Origin of the sequence: Stieleria sedimenti (genome assembly GCF_025060895.1) — a bacterium.
Lineage (GTDB): Bacteria > Planctomycetota > Planctomycetia > Pirellulales > Pirellulaceae > Stieleria > Stieleria sedimenti.
This window is the reverse complement of the sequence record NZ_JANZKV010000054.1, coordinates 16,024-31,062: the sequence shown is the minus strand read 5'-3', so window position 1 is coordinate 31,062 and position 15,039 is coordinate 16,024. Positions and strand designations below refer to the sequence as shown.

Sequence of the window (15,039 nt, the reverse complement as noted above, 5' to 3'; positions counted from 1 at the left end):
GCATCCGCACTGTCCGAGCTGATGAAAATGAAACGCTCTCGTGTCTGTTTAATTGTACTCTTCTGGCTCGCGGTGACTGTCGCCGTTCATGACGCGCACGCTCAACAGCCACCGCCCGCACCGGTGGCCGTCGCCGAAGTGGTGCAGATGGATGTCGCCGCCGGCCAAACCTTTGTTGCCACCGTGATGCCGCTTAAGCGTGCCGTCGTGGGCAGCGCCGTGGACGGACGTGTGGTCGAACTGGTCGTTCACGAAGGAGAACGCGTCGCGGAGGGCGCGCCACTGGCCAAGCTGCTGACCGCAACGATCGAATTGGAACTCGCCGCCGCCGAGGCCGAACTGGATTTGCGAAATCAAGAGCTTGCCGAACTTGAGGCGGGTTCGCGACCGAACGAAATTGAACAAGCCAAGGCAAAGATGTTGGGGGCCAAGGCGGACATGGAGTTTGGCCGGGCACAATTGACTCGCTTGCAACAGCTGCGGACGTCGAATTCTGCATCGCCGGAAGAATATGAGCAGGTCAAGGCTCGGGCCAGCCAGTCCGAACAGGTCTATCTGGAGCTCAAGGCCGCCTACGATCTGATCGTCGAAGGGCCGCGGTCGGAGCGGATCGCCCAGGCGCGGGCACAGGTCGCTTTTCAGCAAGCGATGGTGGATCGCATCAAGGACCGGATCAAAAAATACACCGTCATGTCGCGTTTCGACGGATACGTGGTCATCGAGCACGTCGATGAAGGAACGTGGGTCAGCAGTGGCGACCCGGTGATGGAGGTGGTGGCATTGGACGAAGTCGAAGTCCTGGCCTATGTCGTCGAGCAGCATGCCGCACACATCAAACCGGGGGCGACCGTCCGCGTCGATGTGCCCGCGCTTCCAGACGAGGTCTTTACCGGTGAGATCACCACCGTCATTCCCCAAGCCGACGCGAAGTCCAGAACCTTCCCCGTCAAGATTCGAGTCAAGAACACGATCACCGCCGACGGGCCGCTGCTCAAGGCGGGGATGTATGCCCGGGTCGAATTGCCCATCGGCGCGAAGCAGAGTGCGATCATGGTTCCCAAGAACGCGTTGGTCTTGGGCGGCCCGCAGCCGCTGGTTTATGTCGTCGATGGCGATCAACGTGGCGGCAGCGTGCGTCCGGTCCCGATCGAAGTCGGCGTCGCGATGCCGAATCTGATCCAAGCCAAAGGGCCGCTCGAAGCGGGGCAGCGGGTCGTCGTGGAAGGGAACGAACGCCTGCGGCCGGGACAACGTGTCGTGATCTCACGCGTCGTGGAGTCCCCATCACAGCCTGCTCGGGTCGAATCAAACGGAGGCAACGAGCATGGCACTCATTGAAGCCTTCGTCAAAAACCCGGTCAAAGTCAGCGTCGCCGTCTTGCTGGTCTCCCTGTTCGGCGTCGTCGCACTGACGCGGATGCCGATGCAATTGACGCCGGAAGTCCAGATCCCAACGATCACCATCGAGACGACTTGGCCGGGAGCGAGCCCGCAGGAGGTGGAGCAAGAAATCACGATGGAGCAGGAGGAACAGCTCAAGAGCGTCGAAGGCGTCACGAAGATGACGTCCGAGAGCGCGGATTCCAAAGGCACCATCACGCTCGAATTCCTGGTCGGTACCAACATGGAGGAGGCGTTGTTGAAGGTCAACAGCCGACTGCAACAGGTGCCCGAGTATCCCGAGGATTCCGACGAACCGGTGATCACGACGGCCAACGCCTCCGACCGGCCGATCGCCTGGTTCATCTTCAGCACGCGTCGCCCGACCGACGAACAGTTCCAGGCATTTGAAGCCCGGCATCCCGAGCTGGTCGAAATAATCGCACCGGCACGCCACGCCCACAACGTGGGACTGGTCATGCTGCGGCTGCGTCTGTTGGCCAAGGAACACCCCGAGGTCGAGGAACTGTTGCCGCCGGATGATCTGGACGTGACCAAGCTGAGACGGTTTGCCGAAGACGAAATCGAAGCCCGCTTTGAACGTGTCCCCGGCGTTTCCCAGTCCAACGTGATCGGCGGATTGGAAGACGAATTGCAGGTCATCGTCGATCCCGAAATGCTGGCCGCCAGGCAGTTGACGTTGGCCGATGTTCGGAACGTCCTGCAGGGGCAAAACAAAGACACATCGGCGGGAGATTTCTGGGAAGGCAAACGGCGGTGGGTCGTGCGTGCGATGGGGCAATTTCGCAGCCCGGAACAGGTCGAGCAACAGTTGTTGTCGGTCACCGACGGGGCACCTGTCTTCGTCCGCGATGTTGCCAAAGTCGAATTGGGTTACAAAAAGCCCGACGGACTGGTACGACGATTCGGCGAATCCAGTATCGCGATCAACTGTTTGCGCGAAACCGATGCCAACGTGTTGGACGTGATGGATGGCTTGCGCGCCGCCAAGCGTGACATCGACGAAAACATCTTAAAACCGCGGGGGCTGCAACTGACTCAGGTCTACGACGAAACCGAGTACATCTATTCGTCGATCGATTTGGTGCAACAGAACATCTTCATCGGCGGTGCGTTGACGATGATCGTGTTGATGTTGTTCTTGCACTTGGGCGTACGGACGATCGTGACGATCCCGCTGATCATCGCAAGCTCGTTGGCGGCGGCCTATCTGTCGCCCCTGTTCTTTTTGATCTGTATCGCGATCATCCTGGTCGCCGGATTTTGGTTCGCCCGCGGTGCGTTGGTGGTGGCGTTGGCGATCCCGACCAGTATCATCGCGTCATTCCTGGTCCTGGGCGTGCTGGGCCGATCGTTGAACGTGATCAGCTTGGCCGGGTTGGCGTTCGCGGTGGGCATGTTGGTCGACAACGCCGTGGTCGTGCTGGAGAACGTCTACCGCCATTTTAAATCGGGCGAATCCGCGGTCACCGCTGCCGTGCGGGGAACCCAAGAGGTCTGGGGCGCGATTGCCGCCTCGACGATCACGACGGTCGCCGTGTTCTTGCCCATCGTGTTTGTCCAGGAAGAGGCCGGGCAACTGTTCCGCGACATCGCACTGGCGATCAGCGCCGCGGTCGCGTTGTCGTTGCTGATCTCGATGTCGGTGATTCCGACCGCGGCATCGCGGCTGTTTCAATCCCAACCTGATCGTGACGACCCGTCGGGCCAGTCCTCGCAGCAAAGCACCCATCGCATCACACAATTCATCTTGTGGCCGGTCCATGCGTTGGGGGAAACCTTTGTTCGGGGCACTGTCGGACTCAATGACTGGATCCAACGCGGCATGTTGCGGCGGCTAGGGGTGGCTGTCACGTTGGTTCTGCTGGCACTCGGAATCAGTTGGTCGTTTTGGCCCAAGGTTGAGTATCTGCCGACCGGAAACCGCAACCTCGTGTTCGGAATCCTGCTGCCGCCGCCGGGATACAACCTGGATCAGTTGACCGCGGCCGGCAAGACCGTAGAAACCGCACTGCGTCCCTACTGGGATGTGGATCCCGAAAGCCCCGAAGCCGCCGCATTGGACTTCCCCGCCATCGGCGACTTTTTCTTTGTCGCCCGTGGGCGGCAGGTGTTCATGGGCATTCGGGCCTACGATGGCCAGCGTGCCGGTGAGCTCGTTCCGCTGGTGCAGCAAGTTGGTGCTTCGATGCCGGGGACCTTTGCCGTCGCCAAGCAATCGAGTCTGTTCGAACAAGGATTGACCGCCGGGCGAACGATCGAGATTGAGATCACCGGACCCGACTTGATCAAGTTGGTCGCGTTGGGGGGGCAAACGATCGGCAAGGTCAAACAGATCATGCCGACCGCCCAGGCACGGCCGATTCCGAGCCTGGATTTGTCCAGCCCGGAAATCCACATCACGCCCAAATTGGTCCAGGCGGCCCAGATGGGTGTTAGCAGTCGTGACCTCGGTTTCTCGGCCAACTGTCTGATCGACGGTGCCTATGCCGGCGATTACTACCTGGATGGAAAAAAAATTGACCTGACGATCGTCGGTGAATTGAAATACGCCGATACGACGCAAGAAATTGAAGCGTTGCCGATCGCGACGCCGGGAGGACAACTGATTCCGTTAGCCGCCCTCGCGAAAGTGGAGTTGGCCAGCGGTCCCGAACAAGTCAATCACCGCGAACGCGTCCGCGCGATCACCATCGAAGTGTCTCCGCCGCCCGAAATCGCCTTGGAAGATGCGATGGAACAAATCAGGCGTGAGATCGTGCAACCGCTGACCGAAAGCGGTCAACTCGGAGGCGGCTATCAAGTCAACTTGGCCGGAACGGCGGACAAACTGAGCAAGATGCAGGCGACGTTCCTGGGCCAATGGTCGGGCTGGAATCTTGACAGCCTGATCAGTGTGTTGACCAGCCAGTTCGTGCTGGTGATCCTGATCACGTACCTGCTGATGGCGGCCTTGTTCGAATCGTGGTTGTATCCGTTGGTGATTATCTTGACGGTACCGTTGGGCGCGGTCGGGGGGATTCTGGGGTTGAACCTGTTGAACGTCTATTTGTCGATGACCGGCCAGCTGACGCAGCAATTGGACATTCTGACGATGCTCGGTTTCGTGATCCTGGTCGGTACGGTCGTGAACAATCCGATTTTGATTGTGCACCAGTCGCTCAATCATATGCGTGAGGACGCCATGTCGCCGCGGGTAGCGATTCTGGAGAGCGTGCGGACCCGCATTCGTCCGATCTTCATGACGACGTTGACTACGGTGCTCGGATTGTTTCCGCTGGTCTTGTTCCCCGGTGCGGGCAGCGAACTGTACCGCGGCCTGGGCAGCGTCGTGCTCGGTGGGCTGTTGGTGTCCACCGTCTTCACACTGGTATTGGTGCCGACACTGTTCAGTCTGTTGTTGGAAGCCAAGGCCGGTTTGACGCGACGGCTGTTTGGCAGCCCGGCGGAGACGGCACGGCAGTCGGCGGCGTTGCCAAGTCAGCGGCGAACGGTTCAACTGGTGGAGCCAGGGGAGCCGACGAAGCATGTTGCTGATTCATCGCGTGATCTGCCGACCAAAGACCGGGCTCACGAACCCGCTTCATCGGTCCCGGCTTCACAGGACGATCGATAGCCGCCCGCGTTGATGAGCATGACAGAAATACAGACGCCACACTGCAATGAACTGCTGTCCGATCAGGACGGTGATTACCGGACCGCCGATGGTAAGAAACGCTCGATGGCAGGGAGTTTTCCGACCATCAGCTTCTATCGCCAGTTCGCGTGGAACGTTTATCGATCCAGTCGCGTTGCCCGTCAGGGAAAGTATGGGAACCAGCGCTGGAGCGAAACCAGCTTCGAGGTCATGCAATCTCTCGAATCGGTCGGCATTCGATTCGAAGTCACGGGGTTGCGGCACGTGAAAGACTTGACCACCCCCTGCGTGTTTGTCGGCAACCACATGAGCATGCTGGAGACGATCGTCCTGCCCGCCATCATCCAGCCGATTCGCGACGTGACGTTTGTGGTCAAACAAAGCCTGATGGACTATCCGGTGTTTCGTCATATCCTGCGGACACGCAATCCCATCGCTGTCTCACGTGATCACCCACGTGAAGACTTCAAGCGGGTGATGACGGAGGGGGCCGAGCGACTGGCCCAAGGCATCTCGATCGTCGTGTTTCCACAGACCACTCGCAGCGACAGCTTTGATCCGGACTCGCTCAATTCGATCGGCGTCAAACTGGCGGCTCGTGCCAAGGTCCCCGTGGTGCCGATCGCGCTGCAGACCGATGCGTGGGGCAACGGCAAGTGGTTCAAGGACCTTGGCCCGATCGACCCCCACAAAAAAGTGCGATTCGCGTTCGGAGAACCGATCGCCATCGAAGGCCGCGGCGACCGGCAGCACCAAGCCGTGATCGACTTTATCACGTCCAAGTTGGACCGTTGGAACGCCGGCACGTAGGACGGGGAACCGTTTCCGCGACGACCTGAGTGACCGAGGGGCGGGGCAAACAGATGGGGCAAAGATAGGTTGGCTGGAAGATGGAATGGTCAAAAGATGGAATGGTCAAAAGATGCGAGTGTCGCGGGCAGTCGTTCACCAGCCGTCTTCATTTTTTGACCAACCTATTCTTTGCCCCCTTCCGGCCCACCATTCCGCAAGCCCAGATCCTCGTGCGATCCCCGGCTTGACGAAGGGCACCGACAACGGCTAGCGCGGATTCAGTTCTCTCGCCGTTTCGTTGTCACGGCGTGAGGCTTCGAAGTCCTCGTTGCTGTTGTGGGCTTCGCTTCTGAGTGAGTACAGATGCGACAGACTTCGACGTTGAATGTCGCGCCATTGGGGTGCGCTCGTTTGTGGAGCAGCCTCTTCGATTTCGATTGCGCGGGTGAGATGAAAGATGGCGGAATCCATGTCGATGCCTTGCTGCAAAAATGCCCGCCCCAGCAAGCCGAACACATCGGTGTCATCCCCTTCATTCATGATCTGATCATCCAGAACCGCAGTGGCTTCTGTGTATTTTTCCGCGTCGATCAGCAGGCTGGCGAGATTGCGTGACTGCCCCAGTTTGCCAAAAAGGTGTCGGACACCTTTTACGGGAACGGGGACGCCTGTGATGCGTTAAACTGGGGATTCCGACGTGACCCTCTTGTCACTTCCTTTTCGTACATTGAGTCAGCGTGATGGATGCCTTTGAATCGGATACTCCCGGCTTGTGTGATCGCTGTTTGAGGGAACTGGTCGGTGGTCGGGGCGAGTTTTACGAAATCGACATCCAGGCCACCGTCGATTCGTCGCCTCCGATCCTGGACTCCCCCTCCACGCTCGATCGTGAGGAGATGGATGCTCAATGGGGCAAGGTCATCGAGCAACTCGAATCGACGCCGCAAGTCGATGCGGAGAACCAAGTGCACTGTCGCCGGCGATTGCTGCTGTGTTCGCCCTGTTTTCAGGTCTGGATCGAGAACCCGGCCGGCGGCGATTGAGCGGCCTGTTGGTGCAATCGATCTTGCCGTACGGGGCTGGCGAGCCTATTTAGGGGGCTGCGGAGTTTCACGACGTGCGAAACGTTTTGACTGCAAACAGAATGGAATCTGGGAATGAATCGAGTGCTGCCCTTTTTGGTGACAGGGTTTATCTGGCTGTTACGAACCACGTGCAGCGTCCGCGCGGTCAATGATTCTCGAGATCGGTTGCGTGCGGCCGGACAGCCGTACCTCTATGCCGGCTTGCACGGCCAGCAAATTGCCATGGTGGTTCACGCCGAAAAGGGCGCGGGCGCGTTGGTGTCACGCAGCAAAGACGGCGATTTGATCGCCCGAACGCTTGAGAAGACCGGGGTGATTCCGATCCGTGGCAGCAGCGGTGCGAGCCGCAAAGGTGGTGTCGCGGCGTTGCGGGCGTTGGTCGCCCATGTCTCCAGCGGCCGGCCGGCTTGTGTGGCCGTTGACGGGCCGAAGGGGCCGCGCGGGATCGCCAGTCCTGGAATCGCGATGTTGTCGCAAAAAACCGGCGCTCCTGTCATACCGATGTCACTGATTCCCACCAAGCGGATCGTCTTGTCGCAGACCTGGGATCGCACCCAGATTCCGCTTCCGTTCTGTCGGATTGACGGAATCTTCGGCGATCCGATGTACCCGCGTGACGGAGAGTCCGTCGCGGAGTTCACCCAGAGAATCCAGGACGAATTGTTGCGTCTGGAGGCAACCTACGATCCGACCGAAGCCGCGAAGACTCACGCCGCGTTGCAACAGGTGTTGGCTGAGAAACGTGAGTCGATGACGCGGGCGGCGTAGGATCGAGCGGAAAGTAAGTATCGAATCGACCAGAGTGGGATAGGCTTCCAGCCTGTCATTTCGGCATCGACAGGCTACAAGCCTACCCCGCTTCGTTGCATTGCGTTCCCAGTCGGAGCCTTGGAACGGGAGCGAAGGGCATCTACTACTTGCCGTCCAGATCCCAGGCGTCGAGCCAGATGGTGTTTTCGGCTTTCATGCCGAAGTCTTTTTCCAACCGTTCGGCCATGTCGGCCAGGTGGCCGGCACCATAAAACACGGCCAGGGTTTGCTTCCCCGCAGCCAGTTCTTCACGCAACACTTCAAACGCCTTGGCATTGCGTCCCTTGATCAGCGTGTTCTCGCCGTTGGCATCGTTGATCCCCGCAGTGACAGCTTCCATGTCGATCAACTGATTGGCCATCGCGTTTTTCATCGCGGTCGAGCGATCTTGGCTGAACAATGCCATCAGCACTCCGAGGTCGCCACCGCTTTTCGATTGCGTCGCCAAACCGGCGCCCATCATTCGGGCGATCATCTTCAGCACGCTGTCGCCGCGGCGCTGCAGATCCTCGCTGAACTCTTCGGGACTCATGTCGGCGTGTCGGAAGTTGGTCGCCATGTAGTCGATCAATTCCAGTTGGTATTCCAGTTTTAGCATGTCCTTCATGCCGGTTTGCATCGACGCGACCAACGATCGGCGTTCTTTCAAATCTTCGGGCCGGATCCGGGTGCCGTCTGGGGCGACCAGTTCGTACAGCACCGAATCGTATTTCGACAGCCGCTGATTCAAATCTAAGTAGTACTCTTTTTCGCCGATGTGGACGACGCCCACCAAGTCGACGATGGCACCGTCGTAGCGCGTGCCGGGTTTGCCGCGATACCGAACGATCGCGGTCTGCAAGGCGACTTTACGGCCGTTTTCGTCTTTCTTGATCCGCAGATAGGACGCATCAGAAGCTTCCTGTTCCGACGTGTCGGCTTGGGCCGCGGGTTGGGACTCTGCCGTTGCCGATTGAGCGACGCTGGTGGCCGCTTCGAGAAACTGGTTGGCCAACGCGAGGACGACAAGCAGGGCGAAGAGGAGCAAACGCATAGTGGGGGTGCCTGGGTTGGAGGCGATTTGTAGCTCGATTCTCACAATCGACAAGCTCGTTGAGCACAAACGAACCTACCGTAGCATAGCGCTCAATCCAGATGGCGGCAACTTGAACTGCGCCAGCGTTCCGAGCAAACTGGCCGGTTGAGCAGAAGTGATTCGGCGTGCGCGGCCTATTCTTGGCCTCCCAATCGCGTTCCCGAACGTGTCGTTGGCTATGGTTGTCGAAGATTCGTCAACCGCTTAGAAAGGGAGCGGGCGTCGATCGTATGTAGTCCAGCCACGGGCTGAGAAGGAAGTCATGGAATTCATTGAACTGACCGGAAAAACGTTACTTGATGTGATCAACGAGGGGGAAGTCGATTTCAACGAACTGCGTCAAGCGGGCGTGACGAGCGACTCGATCATTCGGATCAACCGATTCGGTGAAATCGAACTTCGCAACAAAGGCGAATGGACACTCGTGGGGGGGCTGATCGGCAACTTTGAGGAGCGACTTCAGAAGCTGACCGGACTCGAATGGCTGTAGAATTGGGTCAAGATTGAACGTAGCCGGCGGACTCGCCGAACGCCTGCATCCACCGCCGCATCTTGTCGGCGCTCAGTGTTCCGGTACGATCACCGTCACAAACGTCTCCGCGGACGGCAAAGCAATCAGGCCGAAACTCGGGGGGCGGAATCAGCTCGCCGATCCGAGTGACCTGTCCTAACGTGATGGAACCGGCCAGCGACCACCAAAGTCGCCGCCGGTGGGCCTGGCGGCCGAAATCCGATAGCCGCCGGGCATTCATCAGGCCGATCGACGAGCGGCCGTTCTTCTCGAACGTATCCAGTAGAATGCGTCGAAAACCTTGGCGGGCGGCCAGATCCAGGATCGCTTCGGCCGGTAGGCAGTCGGCCGACCGGTGGTCGGCATAAGCGACCGCGACCAATTCCACCCGGTCCGGCATCCGTTTTCCGACGGCGTCCCACAAGCCCCTGATCTGGTCAGGATTGCTGCACCCACTCGGGCCGGCTTTGGCAAAGGCGAATTGGGGCGGGACCTGATCGGCAAGCCCCACCGCCTGATCGGATTCCCCCAGTGCAGCCGATAGCATGGGGCCGTTCTTGCCGGGGGGCGACCAGGACGCAGCCTGGCGGGCGACCTGTTGCCAGATTTCGACGGCAACGGGAGCCAAGGCGCCGTGGCCGGGTTCCTTGAGGTCCAGGATATCGACATCAAATTCGACCGCTCGCTTGGCCTCGGCCAGATCACGCACGCTGACCAGCCATCGACGTTTCGCGATCGCGCGGGGCGTTTTGGCGGCGTCCCGGAGTTGGCTCGGTGGTGCGTTCGGTGGTGCGTTCGGTGGTGCGTTCGGTGGCATGCAGGATGGTCGCGCGGGTGCCGGGCGGTTAGAGTGATGGCCGAAAAGAAAGAACGTCGGGGGTGGCCAATGGGCAACCCGGGGCGATCGTCCCTCCCATTTTGATGCAGAGAGTCTAACGACCCTTGGAATACGAATCGATCAGTGCGATCGACGATCTTCGTCAATTCTGCGATGAACTGGCTGATGCGCCGATCATTGCCTTCGACACCGAGTTTGTTTCCGAAGACCGTTATCGACCTCAGTTGTGTTTGATACAAGTCGCCGCCGGAGAGCGGTTGGCGATCATCGATCCCTTGGCGATGCACACCACCGCCCCGTTCTGGGATCTGTTGGTCCAACCCGGACGAACGGTGATCGCCCACGCGGCGCGTGAGGAGTGTCGGTTCTGTTACCAGTTCACCAATCAGCCGATCGCGGGGCTTTTCGACACGCAACTGGCGGCCGGATTCAGCGGCATGGAGTTCCCCATTTCGCTCGGCAATCTGGTCAATCGGCTGACCGGTAAAACGCTTGCCAAGGGGGAGTCACGCACCAATTGGCGGCATCGGCCGCTGTCACGTGACCAGCTGAATTATGCCTTGCAAGACGTGACCGACCTGGAAGCGATGTATTGGATGCAGCGCGAGGCGATCGAAAAGCTGAACCGCCATGCCTGGTTGGAAGAGGAAACCGAGCTCCGCCAACAGAAAGTCATCCAACACGAAACGAGCGAAAACTGGCGGCGCGTCAGCGGATGTGCCGGGATGACGCCGCGGCAACTGGAGATCATCCGCCACCTGTGGCGTTGGCGTGACCAGCGCGCCGCGACGCTCGATCGGCCGGTGCGACGCGTGATGCGTGACGATCTGATGGTCGAACTCGCCAAACGCGGGTCGGCCGAGATTAAAAAAATCCGCAACATCCGCGGCATGGATTGGCGCGGTTACAGCGCACACTACGACGACATCTCGGCCGCGATCCGGGCAGCGCTTGAGGTTCCCGACGACCAGCTCCCGCGGCGGACCCGAAAATCACGCGGGGTCATCTCCCCGATGCTCAGCCAGTTTCTGTCGACTTCCATGGCCTGCATCAGTCGTCAGAACAAACTGGCTCCGTCGATCGTCGGCAACGCCGACGACGTCAAGGAAGTGCTCGGTTTTGAATTGGACCCCAAGGAAGGCGACAAGATACCCTCGTTGCTGACCGGATGGCGGGGCGAGATTGTTGGAAAGACCTTTCGAAAGCTACTCAGCGGTCACGCCGCCATCCGTGTCGCGGACGTCCGTAAAGAACAGCCGCTAGAATTCGTCGAGCTGGATTGACTTGAACGAAGAAACGCCACCCCCTGAAGACGTCCCGGACGATTTCTTGTTCGTCTGGGCCTGCGGATTCGAGCTCGCCATCGGTCTCGCCGGGCTGCTGCTCGCGTGGTTTCTCGGCGTCGATGCGCGTGCGTACTTGGGGCGGATCGACAAACTGGCGTGGAAAAGCGTGGCCATCGAATTGGGGATCGGTGCACTGGCGTCGATCCCAATGTTGATTGCCATTTCGCTGCTGATGAAGATTCGACACGAAGCGATCGACGCCCTCAAGCGACTCAGCGATGCACCGACGATGAAGGCGTTGTTGTCGCTCTCTCCCGCAGAGTTGTTGACGGTCAGCATCTGCGCAGGCATCGGTGAAGAGCTCGCCTTTCGCGGCTGCCTGCTGCCGTGGTTGACGGCGGTGCAGGACGCGACCGGCCAGATCGACAACCCGTTCCAGGTCGGGGATAGTTTTAGCGTGGCCGTTCCGGGAGTGCTTGCCGCGGCAGTCCTGGTCTCCTCGATCGGTTTCGGATTGCTGCATCCGATCACCAAGCTCTACGTCTTCATCGCATCCCTGATGGGCGTTTATTTTGCGGCGCTGATGATCGCGACCGATAGCTTGCTCGTCCCGATCGTCGCACACGCGGTTTACGATGCGGCGCAGTTCTTGATCGCCAAGCGTGAGATCGAGGCGGAGGAGGCGGGGGCGTAGCGCCATGGCCTCGTTCGTGGGGTCCGCACTACGCCGTGAACGATTTATTTAGGTATTAGCGGCAGGGCGCAAGCCCTCCGGTTCCGCATCTTTGCCAAGACACCGGAGGGCTCGCGCCCTGCCGCTAACCAATCGTTCACGGCGATCGCGAGGCGGAGCCTCGCGCGAAGACCGTTCCCAGGCGGAGCCTGGGAACGAGTGGTGCGTTTAAACGTCCAGGTTCCGAACGTCCAAGGCGTGCTTCTCGATGAACTCGCGTCGCGGTTCGACTTTGTCGCCCATCAGCAGCCGGAACATTTCATCGGCCGCTCCGGCGTCTTTCATGTTGACCTTGATCAGCGTTCGGTTGGCCGGATCGAGCGTCGTTTCGCGAAGCTCTTCGGCGTTCATTTCGCCCAGCCCTTTAAAGCGAGTCACTTGCAGCCCCTTTTCACCGGCCGCCCGGACTTCGGGCAACAGGTCACGCAGGTCGACCATCGGCCGGCGGGTGTCTTCGCCCCGGACCAACTCGAAGCGTGGGGTGGTCATTCCGGTTCGGTCGGCCGGAATCAGGTCTTCGAGTGAGAACCCGAGTTCGGAAAGTTCTTTCAGTCCGCTATTGATCGTTCGGACTTCGTGCAATTCAGCCAGGTGGGCGATCGTCTTGGGCGGTTCGGTGCTGGCCGCTAGCGACGGCGGTGCATCGATCGCGTCCTCGGCGGCGTCGAGCGCTTCGTCGATCTCGTCGGCAGCCGCCTCGTCATCCAGGACCAGATTGTGCTGGTTGAGATGCGTTTCGACTTCATCGGTGCTGTGGAACCAGTGTTCCTCGTTCCCGTAGGTCAGCAACCAGGAGGGTAGTTTGTTGGTGACCGGGTCGATCCGCACGGCGTGGACGCGCAAGCTGACGCCACGACGTTCCAGGGCCACGATCGCGTCTTCCATCGAGGCCAGCGAACCGCACAGCTTTCGCATGTCCTCGCCTTCAATCCGTCGCCCGTCTTCGGCTTCAAAGACGGTGTCGTTGAGCCCGCGATCGAGCAACTGGCCCTTCATTTCTTCATCGGTCTGGACGTAGTAGCGGCTGCGTCCATGGGTGACGCGGAACAGCGGCGGCTGTGCGACGTAAACGTGCCCGTCGGCAACCAGCTGATACATCTGGCGATAGAAGAAGCACAGCAGCAAGGTACGGATATGGCTGCCGTCGACGTCGGCGTCAGTCATGATCACGACCTTGTTGTAGCGCCGCTTGGAGATGTCTTGGTCGGCGCCGATGCCCGTTCCGATCGCCTGGATCATCGAACGGACTTCTTCGTTGGCCAGCACCTTGTCTTCACGGCTCTTGTAGGCGTTGATGATCTTACCACGCAGCGGCAGGATCGCTTGGAAGTCGCGCATTCGCCCGCCTTCGGCTGAACCGCCTGCCGAATCACCTTCGACCAGGTACAGTTCGCAGCGTTCCATCTGCTTGCTGATGCAATCCCGCAGTTTGCCGGGCAATCCGCCACCGCCGAGCGCGTCTTTTCGTTTTCGCAACAAGTCCTTGGCCTTGCGAGCCGCCTCGCGAGCTTCCGAGGCGAGCAGTCCCTTGCGCACGATGGACTTGGCGACGCGCGGGTTCTCTTCCAGGTACTTCGACAGCTGCTCGCCGACGCCGGTGTTGATGATGCCTTCGACTTCGCTGTTGCCGAGTTTGGTTTTTGTTTGGCCTTCGAACTGGGGGTGCGGCACGCGAACGCTGATCACCGCCGTGATGCCTTCGCGAATGTCGTCCCCTCCCAGGGCGGCATTCTTCAGCAGGTTTTCTTTCTTGCCGTAATTATTCAAAGTCCGCGTCAGTGCCGAGCGAAACCCGGAGACGTGCGTTCCGCCTTCGATCGTGTGAATGTTGTTGACGTAGGACTGAACGTTTTCGGTGTATTCGGTGCTGTACTGAAGAGCGATTTCGAATTGGCAGCCGTCTTTTTCGCCGACGATCGAAATCACGTCGCTGTGCAGCGGATCGCTGGCGCGGTTGAGGTGTTCGACGAATTCGGTGATCCCGCGTTCGTACTTGAAATCACCGCCCTCGCCGTTGCGTTCGTCCAGGAACGTGATGCGAACACCGCTGTTGAGGAACGCGAGTTCTTGCAGGCGTTTGTAGAGTGTGTCGAAATTAAATTTGGTGACCGAAAAGATCTGCGCATCGGCCTTGAAGGTGGTCTTGGTGCCCGTCTTGCTGGTCGTGCGACCTTTTTTGACCGGTCCGGTCGCGACGCCGCGTTCGTACTCTTGGCTCCAGGTGTATCCGTCTCGGCTGACTTCGGCTTCGGCCCACTGGCTGAGGAAGTTGACGACGGTGACGCCGACGCCGTGCAGGCCGCCGGAGGTTTGGTAGGCGCCTTTTTCGAACTTGCCGCCGAATTTGAGGACCGTCATCACCCCCTCGAGCGTGCTGACTTCGCGATCCAGTTCGGCCGAAAGCTCTTGGTGCTTGGTCACCGGGATGCCGCGGCCGTCGTCCTCGACCGTCACGCTGCCGTCGGTGTGGACGACGACGGACACCTTGTTGGCAAAACCCGCCATCGCTTCATCGATCGAATTGTCGACGACTTCGTAGACCAAGTGATGCAATCCGCGTGTCGAGGTGTCACCGATATACATGCCCGGGCGTTTTCGGACGTGATCCAAGTCCGAAAGGTGCTGCAGGTCCGCGTCGGTGTATTTCTGGTTCGCTGCGGGAATCGAGGAAACCGGCACGTCGGGGCCAAGTTCCGGGGCGTCCATTTCTTCCTGGGAGCCTTTTTCCTGAGCGCCCTGATCGGGCGAGTCAGGGGCGTCAGATTCCGGGAGATCCGAAGAGGGGGCGTCGCTCATTGAGACCTGAAACGGGGCGTAAAAGTAGGCCGCATTTCGAGGGATGGTTCCCAATCCTGGTCATCCCAGAACCGC

12 protein-coding genes are annotated in these 15,039 nt (G+C 59.6%); 8 read left to right on the top strand and 4 right to left on the bottom strand.

Annotation, left to right across the window (positions count from 1 at the left end; genetic code table 11):
• Positions 1 to 27 precede the first annotated feature (27 nt).
• The 3 genes from NZK35_RS08370 to NZK35_RS08360 are packed head-to-tail and all read left to right on the top strand — an operon-like array spanning position 28 to position 5,848.
• Positions 28 to 1,338 carry an efflux RND transporter periplasmic adaptor subunit gene (locus NZK35_RS08370; RefSeq protein WP_259632079.1) on the top strand — a complete coding sequence of 437 codons (1,311 nt, stop codon included), beginning with the start codon at positions 28 to 30 and terminating at the stop codon, positions 1,336 to 1,338.
• Positions 1,325 to 5,017: an efflux RND transporter permease subunit gene (locus tag NZK35_RS08365; RefSeq protein WP_259632078.1), complete on the top strand. Its 3,693-nt coding sequence runs from the start codon at positions 1,325 to 1,327 to the stop codon at positions 5,015 to 5,017. Before NZK35_RS08370 ends, NZK35_RS08365 begins: the two co-directional genes overlap by 14 nt.
• A gap of 18 nt (positions 5,018 to 5,035) precedes the next feature.
• Positions 5,036 to 5,848 (top strand): lysophospholipid acyltransferase family protein, encoded by an 813-nt coding sequence (locus tag NZK35_RS08360; RefSeq protein WP_259632077.1) that lies wholly within the window; start codon positions 5,036 to 5,038, stop codon positions 5,846 to 5,848.
• A 249-nt stretch (positions 5,849 to 6,097) separates the two neighbouring features.
• Here the strand turns inward: NZK35_RS08360 and NZK35_RS08355 are convergent, their stop codons facing one another.
• Positions 6,098 to 6,370 carry a hypothetical protein gene (locus NZK35_RS08355; RefSeq protein WP_259632076.1) on the bottom strand — a complete coding sequence of 91 codons (273 nt, stop codon included), beginning with the start codon at positions 6,368 to 6,370 and terminating at the stop codon, positions 6,098 to 6,100.
• 200 nt (positions 6,371 to 6,570) lie between these two features.
• Here NZK35_RS08355 and NZK35_RS08350 point away from each other — a divergent pair, with 200 nt between their 5' ends.
• Both NZK35_RS08350 and NZK35_RS08345 read left to right on the top strand, forming a co-directional pair.
• Positions 6,571 to 6,873, top strand: coding sequence for a hypothetical protein (locus NZK35_RS08350; protein WP_259632075.1), 303 nt, complete (start codon positions 6,571 to 6,573; stop codon positions 6,871 to 6,873).
• A gap of 114 nt (positions 6,874 to 6,987) precedes the next feature.
• Positions 6,988 to 7,683 (top strand): lysophospholipid acyltransferase family protein, encoded by a 696-nt coding sequence (locus NZK35_RS08345; protein WP_259632074.1) that lies wholly within the window; start codon positions 6,988 to 6,990, stop codon positions 7,681 to 7,683.
• 145 nt (positions 7,684 to 7,828) lie between these two features.
• On the opposite strand, the gene NZK35_RS08340 is transcribed toward NZK35_RS08345, so the two are convergent.
• Positions 7,829 to 8,758 carry a TraB/GumN family protein gene (locus NZK35_RS08340; protein ID WP_259632073.1) on the bottom strand — a complete coding sequence of 310 codons (930 nt, stop codon included), beginning with the start codon at positions 8,756 to 8,758 and terminating at the stop codon, positions 7,829 to 7,831.
• A 304-nt stretch (positions 8,759 to 9,062) separates the two neighbouring features.
• On the opposite strand from NZK35_RS08340, the gene NZK35_RS08335 reads away from it, so the two are divergent.
• Complete coding sequence (locus tag NZK35_RS08335; RefSeq protein WP_259632072.1) at positions 9,063 to 9,290, top strand: hypothetical protein; 228 nt, start codon at positions 9,063 to 9,065, stop codon at positions 9,288 to 9,290.
• A gap of 7 nt (positions 9,291 to 9,297) precedes the next feature.
• Here the strand turns inward: NZK35_RS08335 and NZK35_RS08330 are convergent, their stop codons facing one another.
• Positions 9,298 to 10,128, bottom strand: coding sequence for a (5-formylfuran-3-yl)methyl phosphate synthase (locus tag NZK35_RS08330; RefSeq protein ID WP_259632071.1), 831 nt, complete (start codon positions 10,126 to 10,128; stop codon positions 9,298 to 9,300).
• 125 nt (positions 10,129 to 10,253) lie between these two features.
• Here NZK35_RS08330 and NZK35_RS08325 point away from each other — a divergent pair, with 125 nt between their 5' ends.
• Together NZK35_RS08325 and NZK35_RS08320 are read left to right on the top strand one after the other, a co-directional pair.
• Positions 10,254 to 11,432, top strand: coding sequence for a ribonuclease D (locus NZK35_RS08325; protein ID WP_259632070.1), 1,179 nt, complete (start codon positions 10,254 to 10,256; stop codon positions 11,430 to 11,432).
• A gap of 1 nt (position 11,433) precedes the next feature.
• Positions 11,434 to 12,129 carry a CPBP family intramembrane glutamic endopeptidase gene (locus NZK35_RS08320; RefSeq protein WP_259632069.1) on the top strand — a complete coding sequence of 232 codons (696 nt, stop codon included), beginning with the start codon at positions 11,434 to 11,436 and terminating at the stop codon, positions 12,127 to 12,129.
• Positions 12,130 to 12,336: 207 nt separating this feature from the next.
• Here NZK35_RS08320 and NZK35_RS08315 read toward each other — a convergent pair whose 3' ends face one another.
• The gene (locus NZK35_RS08315) at positions 12,337 to 14,964 is read right to left on the bottom strand and encodes a DNA gyrase subunit B (RefSeq protein WP_407699778.1); all 2,628 of its coding nucleotides are present in this window, start codon (positions 14,962 to 14,964) and stop codon (positions 12,337 to 12,339) included.
• Positions 14,965 to 15,039: the final 75 nt, after the last annotated feature.

Coding starts and splice junctions, on each gene's coding strand:
- NZK35_RS08370 (WP_259632079.1), top strand. CDS start 28: ATGAAACGCTCTCGTGTCTGTTTAATTGTACTCTTCTGGCTCGCGGTG.
- NZK35_RS08365 (WP_259632078.1), top strand. CDS start 1,325: ATGGCACTCATTGAAGCCTTCGTCAAAAACCCGGTCAAAGTCAGCGTC.
- NZK35_RS08360 (WP_259632077.1), top strand. CDS start 5,036: ATGACAGAAATACAGACGCCACACTGCAATGAACTGCTGTCCGATCAG.
- NZK35_RS08355 (WP_259632076.1), bottom strand. CDS start 6,370: ATGAATGAAGGGGATGACACCGATGTGTTCGGCTTGCTGGGGCGGGCA.
- NZK35_RS08350 (WP_259632075.1), top strand. CDS start 6,571: ATGGATGCCTTTGAATCGGATACTCCCGGCTTGTGTGATCGCTGTTTG.
- NZK35_RS08345 (WP_259632074.1), top strand. CDS start 6,988: ATGAATCGAGTGCTGCCCTTTTTGGTGACAGGGTTTATCTGGCTGTTA.
- NZK35_RS08340 (WP_259632073.1), bottom strand. CDS start 8,758: ATGCGTTTGCTCCTCTTCGCCCTGCTTGTCGTCCTCGCGTTGGCCAAC.
- NZK35_RS08335 (WP_259632072.1), top strand. CDS start 9,063: ATGGAATTCATTGAACTGACCGGAAAAACGTTACTTGATGTGATCAAC.
- NZK35_RS08330 (WP_259632071.1), bottom strand. CDS start 10,128: ATGCCACCGAACGCACCACCGAACGCACCACCGAACGCACCACCGAGC.
- NZK35_RS08315 (WP_407699778.1), bottom strand. CDS start 14,964: ATGAGCGACGCCCCCTCTTCGGATCTCCCGGAATCTGACGCCCCTGAC.